This is a genomic window from Streptomyces lunaelactis (genome assembly GCF_003054555.1).
GTDB lineage: Bacteria > Actinomycetota > Actinomycetes > Streptomycetales > Streptomycetaceae > Streptomyces > Streptomyces lunaelactis.
Genome location: NZ_CP026304.1, coordinates 6200903 through 6215223, shown reverse-complemented (window position 1 = coordinate 6215223; position 14321 = coordinate 6200903). Strand labels below are relative to the sequence as shown.

15 protein-coding genes are annotated in these 14321 nt (G+C 68.9%); 6 read left to right on the top strand and 9 right to left on the bottom strand.

The window, feature by feature from the left end:
• Positions 1 to 22: 22 nt before the first annotated feature.
• The 6 genes from SLUN_RS28800 to SLUN_RS28775 form a co-directional block, all read right to left on the bottom strand.
• Positions 23 to 1435 carry an NAD(P)/FAD-dependent oxidoreductase gene (locus tag SLUN_RS28800; RefSeq protein ID WP_170146615.1) on the bottom strand — a complete coding sequence of 471 codons (1413 nt, stop codon included), beginning with the start codon at positions 1433 to 1435 and terminating at the stop codon, positions 23 to 25.
• A 29-nt stretch (positions 1436 to 1464) separates the two neighbouring features.
• Positions 1465 to 2262 carry an ABC transporter permease gene (locus tag SLUN_RS28795; RefSeq protein WP_108152893.1) on the bottom strand — a complete coding sequence of 266 codons (798 nt, stop codon included), beginning with the start codon at positions 2260 to 2262 and terminating at the stop codon, positions 1465 to 1467.
• Positions 2262 to 3197, bottom strand: coding sequence for an ABC transporter permease (locus SLUN_RS28790; protein ID WP_108152892.1), 936 nt, complete (start codon positions 3195 to 3197; stop codon positions 2262 to 2264). The genes SLUN_RS28795 and SLUN_RS28790 overlap by 1 nt, the downstream gene beginning before the upstream one ends.
• The gene (locus SLUN_RS28785) at positions 3194 to 4345 is read right to left on the bottom strand and encodes an ABC transporter ATP-binding protein (protein ID WP_108152891.1); all 1152 of its coding nucleotides are present in this window, start codon (positions 4343 to 4345) and stop codon (positions 3194 to 3196) included. Before SLUN_RS28785 ends, SLUN_RS28790 begins: the two co-directional genes overlap by 4 nt.
• 39 nt (positions 4346 to 4384) lie before the next feature.
• On the bottom strand, positions 4385 to 5632 hold the full coding sequence (locus tag SLUN_RS28780; RefSeq protein WP_108152890.1) for an ABC transporter substrate-binding protein: 1248 nt from the start codon (positions 5630 to 5632) through the stop codon (positions 4385 to 4387).
• Between the two features lie 69 nt (positions 5633 to 5701).
• Positions 5702 to 7219: a gamma-aminobutyraldehyde dehydrogenase gene (locus SLUN_RS28775; RefSeq protein WP_108152889.1), complete on the bottom strand. Its 1518-nt coding sequence runs from the start codon at positions 7217 to 7219 to the stop codon at positions 5702 to 5704.
• Between the two features lie 181 nt (positions 7220 to 7400).
• Here SLUN_RS28775 and ybiA point away from each other — a divergent pair, with 181 nt between their 5' ends.
• A complete protein-coding gene (gene ybiA, locus SLUN_RS28770) occupies positions 7401 to 7949 on the top strand; it encodes a riboflavin biosynthesis intermediates N-glycosidase (RefSeq protein ID WP_503461810.1) in 549 nt (182 codons plus the stop codon).
• A 3-nt stretch (positions 7950 to 7952) separates the two neighbouring features.
• Here the strand turns inward: ybiA and SLUN_RS28765 are convergent, their stop codons facing one another.
• Positions 7953 to 8669: a DUF4190 domain-containing protein gene (locus SLUN_RS28765; protein WP_108152887.1), complete on the bottom strand. Its 717-nt coding sequence runs from the start codon at positions 8667 to 8669 to the stop codon at positions 7953 to 7955.
• 111 nt (positions 8670 to 8780) lie between these two features.
• Here SLUN_RS28765 and SLUN_RS28760 point away from each other — a divergent pair, with 111 nt between their 5' ends.
• Genes SLUN_RS28760 through SLUN_RS28750 form a run of 3 tightly spaced genes read left to right on the top strand, consistent with a single transcriptional unit; the run spans position 8781 to position 11393 of the window.
• The gene (locus SLUN_RS28760; RefSeq protein ID WP_108152886.1) at positions 8781 to 9806 is read left to right on the top strand and encodes an adenosine deaminase; all 1026 of its coding nucleotides are present in this window, start codon (positions 8781 to 8783) and stop codon (positions 9804 to 9806) included.
• Between the two features lie 20 nt (positions 9807 to 9826).
• Complete coding sequence (locus tag SLUN_RS28755) at positions 9827 to 10558, top strand: glycerophosphodiester phosphodiesterase (RefSeq protein ID WP_108154988.1); 732 nt, start codon at positions 9827 to 9829, stop codon at positions 10556 to 10558.
• Positions 10559 to 10604: 46 nt separating this feature from the next.
• Entirely contained in the window at positions 10605 to 11393 is a 789-nt protein-coding gene (locus tag SLUN_RS28750; RefSeq protein ID WP_257153808.1) for an SAM-dependent methyltransferase, read from the top strand.
• 76 nt (positions 11394 to 11469) lie between these two features.
• Here SLUN_RS28750 and SLUN_RS28740 read toward each other — a convergent pair whose 3' ends face one another.
• Together SLUN_RS28740 and SLUN_RS28735 are read right to left on the bottom strand one after the other, a co-directional pair.
• Positions 11470 to 12009 carry a hypothetical protein gene (locus tag SLUN_RS28740; protein ID WP_108152885.1) on the bottom strand — a complete coding sequence of 180 codons (540 nt, stop codon included), beginning with the start codon at positions 12007 to 12009 and terminating at the stop codon, positions 11470 to 11472.
• An 82-nt stretch (positions 12010 to 12091) separates the two neighbouring features.
• Positions 12092 to 13246: an ABC transporter substrate-binding protein gene (locus SLUN_RS28735; RefSeq protein ID WP_108152884.1), complete on the bottom strand. Its 1155-nt coding sequence runs from the start codon at positions 13244 to 13246 to the stop codon at positions 12092 to 12094.
• 161 nt (positions 13247 to 13407) lie between these two features.
• Here SLUN_RS28735 and SLUN_RS28730 point away from each other — a divergent pair, with 161 nt between their 5' ends.
• Positions 13408 to 13770, top strand: a complete 363-nt coding sequence (locus SLUN_RS28730) for a DUF1304 domain-containing protein (RefSeq protein WP_108152883.1) — start codon at positions 13408 to 13410, stop codon at positions 13768 to 13770.
• A complete protein-coding gene (locus SLUN_RS28725) occupies positions 13767 to 14321 on the top strand; it encodes a TetR/AcrR family transcriptional regulator (protein WP_108152882.1) in 555 nt (184 codons plus the stop codon). Before SLUN_RS28730 ends, SLUN_RS28725 begins: the two co-directional genes overlap by 4 nt.

Here is a 14321-nt window from a genome sequence, read left to right as displayed (position 1 = left end):
CTAGCTGTCCCCTAGCTGTCCCCTAGCTGTCGAAGCCGAGGCCCAGCCTGTCCATCGTCTTCAGCCACACATTGCGGCGGCCGCCATTCGCATCCGCCCTGGCCAGCGCCCATTTGGTGAGTCCGATACCGGCCCAGGCGACGGGCTCGGGCGGGAACGGCAGCGGCTTGGTGCGCACCATCCGCAGTTCCGTGCGCTCGGTCCGCTCGCCGGCGAGCAGGTCGAGCATCACGTCCCCGCCGAAGCGGGTGGCGCCGACGCCGAGTCCCGTATAGCCGGCCGCGTAGGCGACCTTGCCGCCGTGCGCCGTGCCGAAGAAGGCCGAGAAGCGCGAGCAGGTATCGATCGCCCCGCCCCAGGCATGACTGAACCTCAGCCCCTCCAACTGCGGGAAGCAGCGGAAGAAGTGCTCGGCGAGCTTCAGATAGGTCTCGGGCCGGTGGTCCATCTCGGCGCTGAGCCTGCCGCCGTACGGATAGATCGCGTCGTAACCGCCCCACAGAATGCGGTGGTCGGCGGTGATCCGGAAGTAGTGGAACTGGTTCGCGCTGTCACCGAGGCCCTGGCGTCGCTTCCAGCCGACGGCGGCGAGCTGCTCGGCGCTGAGCGGTTCGGTCATCAGGGCGTAGTCGTAGACCGGGACGGTGTACGGACGCACCCGCTTGACCAGCGAGGGGAAGATGTTCGTGCCGAGCGCGACCCGGCGGGCGAAGACCCGGCCGTACGGGGTACGGACCGCCATGCCCGCGCCGGAGGACCCGAGGTCCAGGCCGCGGGTGTTCTCGTAGAGCCGCACGCCGAGGTCGAGACAGGCCTGCTTGAGACCCCAGGCGAGCTTCGCCGGATGCAGCATGGCGACCCCGCGCCGGTCCCAGAGCCCGCCGAGGAAGGTCGGGGACTTCACCTCGGCCCGCACCGCGTCCTGGTCGAGGAGTTCGAGGCCGGTGAAGCCGAGCCCGGCCGCCTCCTCGTGCATCTCGTGGAGCTCTTCGAGCTGGTGGGGCTCGGTGGCGACGTCGATCTCGCCGGTGCGCTCGAAGTCGCAGTCGATGCCGTACGTCGCGACCGCCGCCTCGATGGCGTCGAGATTGCGGTCGCCGAGCTCCTCCAGTTTCGCGAGTTCACCGGGCCAGCGGGCGATTCCGTTGCCGAGGCCGTGGGTGAGAGAGGCGGCGCAGAAGCCGCCGTTGCGGCCCGAGGCGGCCCAGCCCACCTCGTGCCCTTCGATCAGTACGACATCCCGCCCGGGGTCGCGCTCCTTGGCGAGCAGCGCGGTCCACAGTCCGCTGTAGCCGCCGCCGACGACGAGCAGATCACAGTGCTCGTCGCCGGTGAGGGCCGGCAGCGCTCCGGGCTTCGCGGGATCGTCCAGCCAGTAGGAGACGGGCTGGGCGTCGGAAAGTGATGAGGCAAAGGTCATGGCAGCTGGGGCCATGGTTTCCACTCCTTCGGGGCTTACAGCGCCTAGCTGGTCTGTGCGCTGTTCTTCCGCCGGTTGCTGATGAGCTGGGCGGCCACGACGATCAGTACGGCGATGACGAACATGGCCGTTCCGATGACGTTGATCTGGACGGGCGTACCGCGCTGGGCCGAGCCCCACACGAACATGGGGAAGGTGACGGTGTTGCCCGAGTTGAAGTTGGTGATGATGAAGTCGTCGAACGAGAGCGCGAAGGCGAGCAGCGCACCGGCGGCGATGCCGGGAGCGGCGATCGGCAGCGTGACCCGTACGAACGTCTGGACGGGACCGGCGTACAGGTCGCGCGCGGCCTCTTCGAGCCGGGGGTCCATCGACAGCACGCGCGCCTTGACCGCCACCACGACGAAGCTGAGGCAGAACATGGTGTGCGCGATGAGGATGGTCCAGAAGCCCAGCTGAGCGCCCAGGTTGAGGAAGAGCGTCAGCAGCGAGGCGGCCATGACCACCTCGGGCATCGCCATCGGCAGGAAGATCAGCGAGTTGATCGCGCCACGCGCCCGGAAGCGGTAGCGGACCAGCGCGAAGGCGATCATCGAGCCGAGTACGGTGGCGCCGATCGTCGCCCATAGGGCGATCTGGAGGGACAGCGAGAGCGAGCCGCACATGTCGGCGACTCCGCACGGGTCCTTCCAGGCGTCCGTGGAGAACTCCTGCCAGGAGTAGTTGAAGCGCCCGGCAGGCTTGTTGAACGAGAACACCATCACGACGATGTTCGGCAGGATCAGATACCCGAGGGTGAGCAGTCCCGCGATGACCACAAGATTGCGGCGTATCCAGCGCATCAGACGAGGTCCTCCGTCCCGGCCCGGCGGATGTAGACGGTCACCATGATCAGCACGACCGCCATGAGAATGAAGGACAGCGCGGCCGCGGTCGGGTAGTCGAGCACCCTCAGGAACTGCGACTGGATGACGTTGCCGACCATCTTGGTGTCCGTGGAGCCGAGCAGTTCGGCGTTGACGTAGTCGCCGCTGGCGGGGATGAAGGTCAGCAGCGTTCCGGAGACGACACCCGGCATGGAGAGCGGGAAGGTCACCTTGCGGAAGACCGTGGACGGCTTCGCGTACAGGTCCCCGGCCGCCTCGTGGAGCCGGGAGTCGATCCGCTCCAGCGAGGTGTACAGCGGAAGGATCATGAACGGCAGGAAGTTGTACGTGAGACCGCAGACCACCGCGAGCGGGGTGGCGAGCAGCCGGTTCCCCTCGGTCATCCCGAGCCAGCTGGTGACGTCCAGGAACCCGACGCTTCCCAGCACGTCCACCACCGGGCCGCCGTCCGCGAGGATCGTCTTCCAGGCGAGCGTACGGATCAGGAAGCTGGTGAAGAACGGCGCGATGACCAGGACCAGCAGCAGATTGCGCCAGCGGCCCGCCTTGAACGCGATCAGATACGCGAGCGGATAGCCGAGCAGCAGACACAGGATCGTGGCCGTGCCGGCGTACAGCACCGAGCGCAGGTACTGCGGGTAGTACTCCGTCAGCGCGTCCCAGTACGTCTGGAAGTGCCAGGTGACCTTGAAGCCCTCTTCCAGGGAGCCCGTCTGCACGGAGGTCGACGCCTGGTAGACCATCGGCAGCGCGAAGAAGACGACCAGCCACAGGATGCCGGGCAGCAGCAGCCAGTACGGGACCAGCTTCCTGCGGACGGACTGCTTGTGGACGACCGGCTCGGCCGGCGCGGGGGCCGGCGAGGCGGGCGGCGCCTCGGTGACCGTCATGGAGTCACCTCCACCGTCTCCACACCGGCGTCGATGTCCTGAGCGGCGTCGAGACCGAAGGTGTGCTCCGGGTTCCAGTGCAGGACGACCTCGGCTCCGGGGACGAGGCGGGCATCGCGCTCGATGTTCTGCACGTACACCTCGAGCTCCGGACAGACCGGGCTGTCGATGACGAACTGCGTGGAGACACCGATGAAGCTGGAGTCGGCGATCTTGCCGGTGAACCGGTTGCGGCCCTCGGCGATGGTGCCCGCGTCGTCCGCGTGCGCCAGCGAGATCTTCTCGGGGCGCACGCCGACCAGCAGCTTTCCGCCGGTGCGCGGCTGCGTCGCACAGCGCTCCGCGGGCAGCCGCAGCTTGGCGTCGGCGGCCGTCACGACGACCTCGCCGCCGCTGTTCGACGCGACCTCGGCCTCGATGAGGTTGGAGGTGCCCAGGAAGTTGGCGACAAAGGTGGTCTGCGGGTTCTCGTAGAGATCGGCGGGCGCGCCCAGCTGCTCGACCCGTCCGCCGTTCATCACCGCGACGGTGTCGGCCATGGTCATGGCCTCCTCCTGGTCGTGGGTGACATGGACGAAGGTGATGCCGACCTCGGTCTGGATCCGCTTGAGCTCCAGCTGCATCTGGCGGCGCAGTTTGAGGTCGAGGGCGCCGAGCGGCTCGTCGAGGAGCAGCACCTGCGGGTGGTTGATGAGCGCGCGGGCGACGGCGACGCGCTGCTGCTGGCCGCCGGAGAGCTGGTGCGGCTTGCGCTTGGCGAAGTCGCCCAGCTCGACGAGGTCGAGCATGTCGCCGACCTGCTTCTTCACCGACTTGATGCCGCGGCGGCGGAGCCCGAACGCGACGTTCTCGTATATGTCGAGATGCGGGAAGAGCGCGTACGACTGGAAGACGGTGTTGACCGGGCGCTTGTACGGCGGCAGGTCGGTGACGTCCTTGCCGCCGAGGAAGACGGTCCCGGTGGTCGGGTCCTCCAGTCCGGCGATCATCCGCAGGGTGGTGGTCTTGCCGCAGCCGGACGCCCCGAGGAGGGCGAAGAACGAGCCCTGCGGGACGGTCAGGTCGAGGGGGTGTACGGCGGTGAAGGATCCATAGGTCTTGCTGATCCCGGAGAGGCGGACATCGCCGCCCTCTGTCTTTTCAGTCATGGGTCGCGGTCCCAGGGTGTCGAAGGGAGCAGGGGGAGGTCAGGCGCCGATGAGCTTGGCGAACTTCTCTTCGTACGCCGTCTCTTCCTTGCTGGTGAGCGAGCGGAAGGCATGGGACTTGGCGGCCATGGCCCTGTCCGGGATGATCAGCGTGTTGTCGGCGAGCGACTTGTCGATCTTCGTGAGTTCGGCGCTGACGCCCTCGACCGGGCACACGTAGTTGATGTACGCGGCGAGCTCCGCGGCGACGGGAAGCTCGTAGTAGTAGTCGATCAGCCGGGTGGCGTTCGTCTGGTGCCTGGCTCCGGCCGGGACCAGCAGATTGTCGCTGGACGTGATGTAACCGGCCGCCGGGATCGCGTACTTGATGTCCGGGTTGTCGACCTGCAGCTGGATGACGTCACCGGCCCAGGCCAGACAGGCGGCGATATCGCCCTTGTCGAGGTCCGAGGTGTAGTCGTTGCCGGTGAAGCGCCGGATCTGCTTCTTGTCGACGCCCTTCTGGAGCCGGCCGAGCGCGGCGTCGTAGTCGGCGTCGGTGAACTTCGCCGGGTCCTTGCCGAGTTCGAGCAGCGTCATCCCGACGGTGTCGCGCATCTCGGTGAGGAAGCCGACCCGGCCCTTGAGCGTGGGGTCGTCGAGCAGCTGGGTGACGGAGTCGACCTTCTTGCCGCCGGTCGCCTTGGAGTTGTAGGCGATGACGGTCGAGATGCCGGTCCAGGGGTAGGAGTAGGCCCTGCCCGGGTCCCAGTCGGGGGTACGGAACTGGGCGGAGAGGTTGGCGAAGGCGTGCGGGAGCAGCGAGGCGTCGAGCTTCTGCGCCCAGCCGAGCCGGATCATCCGGGCGGCCAGCCAGTCGGTGACGCAGATCAGGTCGCGGCCGGTGGGCTGGCCCGCGGCGAGCTGCGGCTGGATCTTGCCGAAGAACTCGACGTTGTCGTTGATGTCCTCGGTGTATTTGACCTTGATACCGGTACGCCTGGCGAAGGCCTCCAGCGTGGGCCGGCTCTTGCCGTCCTCACTGGTGTCCATGTACTCGGTCCAGTTGGAGAAGTTGATCTGCTTCTCCTTGGCCGAGTGGTCGTTGGAGACCGCTCCCGTCTCCTCGCGCTTGGCGGGCGGGATGCCGCAGGCGCTCAGGGTGGCGGCGCCGCCGATGGCGAGCGCGCCCACGCCGGAGGCGCGCAGCATCGAACGGCGGGTGAGAGCTCCCCTGCCGCTCGTCATACTCCGTCGCATCGCCGCCACTTGGGCCGCGGACAGGGCGTCGGGCTCGTACTGATCCATGCGCTGTGCCCTTTCGGAATGGTGCCGCTGGTCCGGCGGCTGTGCCACGCTGCGGTGGCCGCATATCGATTACGGACGGTCCCCGAAGATGGTGCGGTGCCAGTCCTTGCGGACTGTCGCCGTGTTGTCGTACATCACGTGCTTGACCTGCGTGTACTCCTCGAAGGAATACACCGACATGTCCTTTCCGAAGCCGGAGGCCTTGTAGCCGCCGTGGGGCATCTCGCTGATGATCGGGATGTGGTCGTTGATCCAGACGCAGCCGGCCTTGATCTCGCGCGTCGCACGGTTCGCGCGGAACACGTCACGGCTCCAGGCGGAGGCGGCGAGTCCGTAGGGGGTGTCGTTGGCGAGTGCGATGCCTTCGTCGTCGGAGTCGAAGGGGAGGACGACAAGGACCGGGCCGAAGATCTCGGACTGGACGATCTCGCTGTCCTGGGCGGCGCCCGCGACGAGGGTGGGGCGGTAGTACGCGCCCTTCACCAGCTCTCCCTGGGGCGCTTCGCCGCCGGTGACGACGGTGGCGTACGAGCGCGCACGGTCGACGAAGCCGGCGACGCGGTCCCGCTGGAGGTGCGAGATGAGCGGGCCGAGGTCGGTCGACGGGTCGAAGGGGTCGCCGAGGCGGACGGTCGCCATCAGATCGGCGACGCCGCTGACGAAGGCGTCGTACAGGGGCCGCTGGACGTAGGCGCGGGTGGCGGCCGTGCAGTCCTGGCCGGAGTTGATGAGCGAGCCGGCGACCGCTCCGTTGACCGCGGCCTCCAGATCGGCGTCGTCGAAGACCACGAAGGGTGCCTTGCCGCCCAGTTCGAGGTGGAGGCGCTTGACGGTGGCGGTGGCGATCTCGGCGACGCGCTTGCCGACGGGGGTCGAGCCGGTGAAGGAGGTCATCGCGACATCGGGGTGCCCGACCAGCCGCTCGCCCGCGTCCCGGCCGGCGCCGTTGACGATATTGATGACGCCGTCGGGGAGCCCGGCCTCCTTGGCCGCCTCGGCGAACATCAGCGAGGTCAGCGGGGTGATCTCGGCGGGCTTCAGCACGATGGTGTTGCCTGCGGCGATGGCCGGCAGGACCTTCCAGGCGGCCATCTGGAGCGGATAGTTCCAGGGCGCGATGGAGCCGACGACGCCGATCGCCTCACGGCGTACGTACGAGGTGTGGTCGCCGCTGTACTCACCGGCCGACTGCCCCTGGAGATGACGGGCGGCACCGGCGAAGAAGGCGGTGTTGTCGACCGTGCCCGGCACATCGAACTCGGTGGTGAGCTTGATCGGCTTGCCGCACTGCAGGGACTCGGCGTGCGCGAAGTCGGCCGCCTGTCCCGCGAGCACGGACGCGAAGCTGTGCAGCGCGTCCGAGCGCTCGCCCGGGGTGGCGCCCGCCCAGCCGGGGAAGGCCTCGCGGGCCGCGTCGACGGCCGCGTCGACGTCGGCGGTCCCCGCAAGTTCATAGCTGTGGACCGTCTCACCGGTCGCCGGGTTCACGATGTCCTGCGTACGTCCTGAGGTGCCGGGCCGCAGTCGTCCGCCGATGTACTGTGCGCCGTCCGCGTAGCGGTCCTGCACCTGGAAGCGGTTGCCCATGACGCTCTCCGTTGTTCCAGCCTGAATTGACTGCCGATCCTGGCAGAGGGTGACGTGCCCAACAAGGGATTCCGTTGTTGCCTTTTGGTTACGCGACGGAATCGGTCGACCATGTGTCGCGTCGGCCCGCTATTCCCCGTACGGAGTGTCAGTGGCGACTGCCAGACTCGCGTGCATGGGAATGGATGAGCTGATCAAGCAGGTCAGCAGCGGGAGGGCTGTCAAGTATCTGCACTTCTGGGGGCATGCGCCGCGCCGGGACGGCAGCATCGGGGCGGGCTGCCTCAGCCAGTGGTGGCCGTCACCCTTCGTGGTCGACGGCGTTCGCTACGCCACCGCGGAGCACTGGATGATGGCGGGAAAGGCCCGGCTGTTCGGCGACATCGAGGCACAGGAGCGGGCGCTGGAGGCGCGCAGCCCGGCGGAGGCCAAGCGGGCGGGGCGGCTGGTGCGCGGCTTCGACAACGCGATATGGGAGCGCGAGCGGTTCGGCATCGTGCGCTCGGGCAGTGTGCACAAGTTCGGACAGGATGCCGCGCTGCGTGGCTTTCTGCTGACCACGGGGGGCCGGGTGCTCGTCGAGGCCAGCCCGCTGGACCGGATTTGGGGCATCGGGCTGGCCGCGGACGACGAGCGGGCGCAGGATCCCGCGCGCTGGCGCGGGCTCAATCTGCTGGGGTTCGCGCTGATGGAGGCGCGCGAGGAACTGCGAACTGCGGACAGGGCCTAGGGCCTAGCGGCTGACGTCGACCACGAGCGTGTTGGACCAGGGGTCGTCGTTGGTCGAGTCGAAGTCGTCGTTGGCGATCGCCCAGATGATGAAGCCGATGAAAGCCGAGCTGATCACGGTGCCGATGGCGCCGAGGATGATGCCGGCCAGCGCCATTCCGCCGTTGGTCGCCTCGCCCCGCTGTGCGCGGCCGCGGCCGATGAAGCCGAAGATCAGCGCGAGGATGCCGAGGATGATGCCCAGGCCGTAGAAACAGAACAGCACGGTGGCGATGATGCCGAGCACCATCGCGGTGATACCCATGCCGTTCGCCGGGGCGGGCTGCCAGCCCTGGTTGTAGCCGCCCTGGTATGCGGGGTAGCCCGGGTAGCCGCCGCCGTACGGATCGGCGGCGGGCGCGTGGCCGAAGGGCGCGGGCTGCGGGGTGCTCGGGGGAGCGGGGTAGCCGTAGGGGCCCGCGGCGGGCTGGGCCGGTCCGCCGGGGGCTATCGGAGGCGGCGGCACGGCGCCCGTGTCGGAGACGGGACCGGCGCTGGGCATCGAGGTGACCGTCATCTGGTCGTGCACGGTCGCGGACGGCGGCACCGGGGCGACGGGCTTGTCCAGCGGCACCTTGTCCTGTGCAGCGCCGCTCTGGGCCGCACTGCTCTCCGGCGGAGCCCACGGGTCTCGGTCGCGCGGCTCGGGCCCGCCGGGCGGCTGGGCCTGGTTGTCTGACATGGTTCTCCCCCATCGTGGTTCGCCGTCATGCTACGGCCTTCGCCCTGTCCGGCACCGGGCGGCCTACGATGATCCCTGACTCGTTCGGCCCATTGCACACGGAGGACCCCGATGACCGATCTGCACGCCTTCATCGCGGGACTGCCCAAGGCCGAACTGCATGTGCACCACGTCGGCTCGGCCTCCCCGCGCATCGTCGCCGAACTGGCCGCCCGCCACCCGGATTCCAAGGTCCCCACCGACCCCGAGGCGCTCGCCGACTACTTCACCTTCACCGACTTCGCGCACTTCATCGAGGTCTATCTCTCGGTCGTGGACCTGATCCGCACTCCGGAGGACGTACGGCTGCTCACGTTCGAGGTTGCCCGGGACATGGCCCGGCAGAACATCCGCTATGCCGAGCTGACCGTCACGCCCTTCAGCTCCACCCGCCGCGGCATCGACGAGAAGGCCTTCATGGCGGCGATCGAGGACGCCCGCGAGGCGGCCGAGACCGAGCTCGGGGTCGTACTGCGCTGGTGCTTCGACATCCCCGGCGAGGCCGGGCTCGAGGCCGCCGAGGAGACCGCACGGCTCGCGGTGGATCTGCACCCCGAGGGCCTGGTCTCCTTCGGGCTCGGCGGCCCCGAAGTCGGTGTGCCGCGCCCGCAGTTCAAGCCGTACTTCGACCGGGCGATCGCCGCGGGACTGCACTCCGTACCGCACGCCGGCGAGACGACGGGTCCGCAGACCATCTGGGACGCGCTGAACGAGCTGGGTGCCGAGCGCATCGGCCACGGCACGAGCGCGACGCAGGACCCGGCGCTGCTCGCACACCTCGCGGAGCACCGCATTCCGCTGGAGGTCTGCCCCACCTCGAACATCGCGACGCGAGCCGTCGCCGATCTCGACGAGCACCCGATCAAGGAGATGGTCGCCGCCGGTGTGCTGGTGACGATCAACAGCGACGATCCGCCGATGTTCGGCAGCGACCTCAACAACGAGTACGCGGTCGCCGCCCGGCTGCTGGAGCTGGACGAGCGCGGTGTCGCCGGCCTCGCCAAGAACGCCGTGGAGGCGTCCTTCCTCGACGAGGCGGGCAAGGCACGGATCGCGGCCGAGATCGACGCCTACACCGCCGCATGGCTGGCCCCCTGACCCGCACCGACAATGGGCCCATGCGCGCTCTCAGTGTCGTGGGACATCGCGGCGATCCCTACCGCATCCGTGAGAACACCCTGCCCTCGCTCCGCTCGGCGATCGAGCGGGGCGCGGACGCGGTCGAGATCGATGTACGTCTCACCCGGGACGGCGTGCCCGTGCTGCTGCACGACGCCTCGCTGAAGCGGCTGTGGGGTCACGACATGCCGCTCGCGGAGCTCAACGCGAGGGAGCTGCACGAGGCGACCGCGGGCGGGGTGCCGACCCTGCGCGACGCACTGCTCGCGGTCGGCGCGCACCGCGTGATGATCGATCTGCCCGGGGCCACCGAGAAGTCGGTACGGACGGTGATCGGCACCGTGCGCGAGTGCGGCGCCGACGAGCGCGTGTACTACTGCGCGGGCCCCACCACGATGCTCGCGGTCCGGGCCGCCGATCCGTCGGCCGAGATCGCGATGACCTGGACGACGCAGGCTCCGCCGCGCCCGGCGCTGCTCGACGCGGTGGGGCCACGCTGGCTCAACTACCGCTTCGGGCTGATCGACGCCGAACTGACGGACCGGATCCATCAGGACGGGCTGCTGGTCTCCGCCTGGACGGCCGACACCCGGCGCTCGATGCGACGGCTGATCGGGTACCGCGTCGACTCGATCACCACGAATCGCGTGGACGCGCTGCACGGCGTACTGCCGGGCCACCTCGTGCGCACGTCGGACCAGCTCAACTCTCGCGTCGGTCACGGTCCTTGATCCGTCCGGCATGATGGAACTCACGCAGCCGGCCGAGGAGCGACACGTGACCGAAAGAATCCGTACCGACGTAGCGCACAACGCCAGGGTCTGGAACCACTGGCTGGGCGGCAAGGACAACTATGCGGTCGACCGCGCGGTGGGCGACCAGGTCACCGGGATGTACCCGAGCATCGGCGAGGTGGCACGCGCCGACCGGGCGTTCCTCGGCCGCGTGGTCCGCCACCTCGGCGGTGAGCTGGGCGTACGGCAGTTCCTGGACATCGGCACCGGCCTGCCCACGGTCGAGAACACTCATGAGGTCGCCCAGCGGATCGCCCCCGAGACCCGGATCGTCTACGTCGACAACGACCCGATCGTGCTGGCGCACGCGCGCGCTCTGCTCACCAGCTCCCCGGAGGGCGCGACCGAGTACATCGACGCGGACGCGCACGACCCGGAGCGGATCATCCGCTCCGTCGAACCGACGCTGGATCTCAAGCGGCCGGTGGCGGTGATGATGCTCGGGATCCTCAACTTCATCATGGACACCAATGAGGCCCGGTCGATCGTGCGGCAGCTGATGGACGCCGTACCGTCCGGCAGCTATCTGGTGCTCACGCATCCGACGCTGGAGCTCGGCGGCGAGGGCAATGCCGCGGCCATGCGCTTCTGGAACGAGAACGCCACACCGCCGATCACTGCGCGCAGCGGGGAGGAGTTCACGTCCTTCCTGGAGGGCCTGGAGATCCTGGAGCCGGGCATTGTGTCCTGCTCCCGCTGGCGGGTCGACCCGGCGACCGGGGGCGAGGCGGCTCAGGTGGCGCAGTTCGGCGCGGTCGGCCGCAAGCCGTAGGGCTGTTGGCCGGCGGCCGCCGGTCGCCGGTCGCCGGTCGCCGGTCGCCGGTCGCCGGTCGCCGGTCGCGAGGGGCCTACACCGTTGCGGCGGCCGGTACCGGACCTTCCGCCTGGGCGGTCAGCGTCTCCAGCCGCTTGATCTTGCGGCGTACGACATAGAGGGGGATCACTCCGAAGACCCCGAACGACATGTCGATCACCGACCACCAGAAGGGGATTCCGCGGATCGGACCGCAGATCAGCGCGAGCGGGATGATCCCGGCGCAGGCGATCATCCCGAACTCGATGACCCAGATGTTCCGTACGGGATCGCGGTACGGGCCGTAGAAGGCGACCGCGATCACCAGGTGCGCGAAGGCCAGCCAGTCCGTTCCGTACAGCACGAAGGGGTACTTCTCGTCGGTGGCGTCGAGGCCCGCCCGTACCCGCTCGATCCACTCCATCAGAGCCGGGAAGTGCTCGGGCACCGGTGAGGCCGAGGCCTTCATCAGGTCCTCCAGCCAGTGCAGTTCATGCACCAGCGGGAAGGCGGTGAGGCCGCTCAGCACCAGACACACAATGAAGACGGCCAACCACACACGTATGCGCCGCAAGAGGGCTCTTCGCTCGCTCATATCCGCAGCGTACGCGGGGGTTTACGCGCCCTTTACCGGCCCCCCGGCGAATCCGGGCCCGACAAGATCCAAAAGACTCGCCCTACAGCCCGACGATCGAGTTCCACCGCTTCGCGAAGGGCGTGCGCTCCTCGGAAGTGATGTCGCGGGCGATCGCGAGGCGCTTGCGCATCGCCCCGTCGGGGAAGATCAGCGGGTCCTCGGCGAGCTCGGCCAGCTCCTCGTCCCCGGAGTCCGCGAGCACATCACGCGCGGCCGGCACCGGGCAGACGTAGTTGACCCAGGCGGCGAGCTCGGCGGCCACCTCCGGCTGGTAGTAGTGGTCGACGAGCGCCTCGGCGTTGTGCTTGTGGCGGGCGAGGTTGGGGATCATCAGGCTCTCCGCCCACAGCTCCGCGCCCTCCTCCGGCACGACGAACTCGATGTCCGGGTTGTCGGCCTGGAGCTGGATGACGTCGCCGGAGTAGGCCTGACAGGCCAGTACGTCTCCGGTGGAAAGGTCCTTGATGTAGTCGTTGCCGGTGAAGCGGCGGATGTGTTTCCGCTGCACCAGGCGCTCGACCTGGTCGCAGACGGTGTGGAAGTCGTCGGCGGTCCACCGGGTGACATCGACGCCGTTGCCCTGCATGAGCAGCGCGAAGGACTCGTCGAGCCCGGAGAGGAGGGAGACCCTGCCGCGCAGATCGTCCGCCCACAGATCGCTGATGTGCCCGATCTCCCGGCCGACCTTCTTGCGGTTGTACGCGATGCCGGTGATCCCGGACTGCCAGGGGACGCTGTGCAGCCGCCCCTCGTCGAAGGCGGGCGAACGCAGCTGCGGATCAAGGTACTTGGCGACGTTGGGCTGCTTCGTCCGGTCCATCTCCTGGACCCAGCCGAGCCGTACGAAGCGGGCGGCCATCCAGTCGCTGACGACGATCAGGTCCCGGCCGGTCTCCTGGTGGTTCATCAGCGCGGGGCTGACCTTGCCGAAGAACTCGTCGTTGTCGTTGATCTCCTCGGTGTAGCGGACGGAGATCCCGGTGCTCTCGGTGAAGGAGTCGAGGGTGGGCCGCTTGGCGGTGTCCTCGTCGTCGGTGTCGATGTAGAGCGGCCAGTTGGCGAAGTCGAGACTCTTGTCGCGCGCCGAGACGTCGCGCCGGGCGCGGTCCCCGGGCTGCACGTACGCCGCGGGCACCCCGCAGCCGGTGAGCGTGGCGCCGGCGGCGAGGCCGAGCAGCAGGGAACGCCGGGACATGGGGTTCATCCGGATCGCGGGCACGTCCGAAGGATGCCGCTCGGTATGTGCGCGCAGCAATGGACGCTGCGTCGATCAGTACGGGTCCCGGGCGACACCCTGTCGATCATGGACATGTGTCTATACTTACTGAACACCTGTCCATTAACCTGAGGTCGACGATGAACGCAACGGCATACGTCCTGGTCGCCCTGGTGGCCGCGCTGCACGTCTACATCCTGGTTCTGGAGATGTTCCTGTGGCAGCGCAAGCCGGGCCGCGAACTCTCCGGCTTCGACGCGGAGTTGGCCCGCGTGACGGCCCCGCTCGCCGCGAACCAGGGCCTGTACAACGGCTTCCTGGCCGCGGGCCTGGTCTGGGGCCTGATCGCCGCGGACCCGACGGGCTACCGGGTGCAGGTCTTCTTCCTGAGCTGCGTGGTCGTCGCCGGTCTGTACGGCGGCGCCACGGCGAACCGCCGCATCCTGGTGGCGCAGGCGCTGCCGGGGGCGCTCGCGCTTGCGGCCGTACTGGTGGCCGGATGACCGACCCGAGGGCGGAACGCACCCGGGCCAGGCTGCGCGAGGCCCTGCTGGCGGAGTGCGCCGAGCGCCCGCTCGAGGAGGTGAGCGTCGCGGCGGTGGTGCGCAGGGCCGGTCTGGGGCGGGCGACGTTCTATCTGCACTACACGGACCTGCACGCGCTGGCGGTCGACGCGTGTGCGGAGGTCGTACGTGACGCGGTGGAGGCGCTGCACGCCTGGCGCGGCGTCCCGGACCCGGCGGCTCCACCGCCGGCCCTGACGGAGTTCTTCACCGGCATCGCCCCGCATACCCCGCTCTACCGCACCCTGCTGCGCGAGGGCGGCAGCGGCCCCCTGGGCGACCTGCTCCACCACGAACTGCGCGCCCGCAGCCAGAGGGAGCGCGAACTGGCCGGAGCCCCGGCCGCGGCCCTGATCGCGTCGGCGGTGGCATCGACGTTCGCGGGCGTCCTGGCGGACTGGCTCCACGGCCTGATCGACGCGACGCCGGCCGCGATGGCATCCCATGCCTGGCGCCTGCTGCTGTCGCTGCACCGCACACCGCTGGAATGA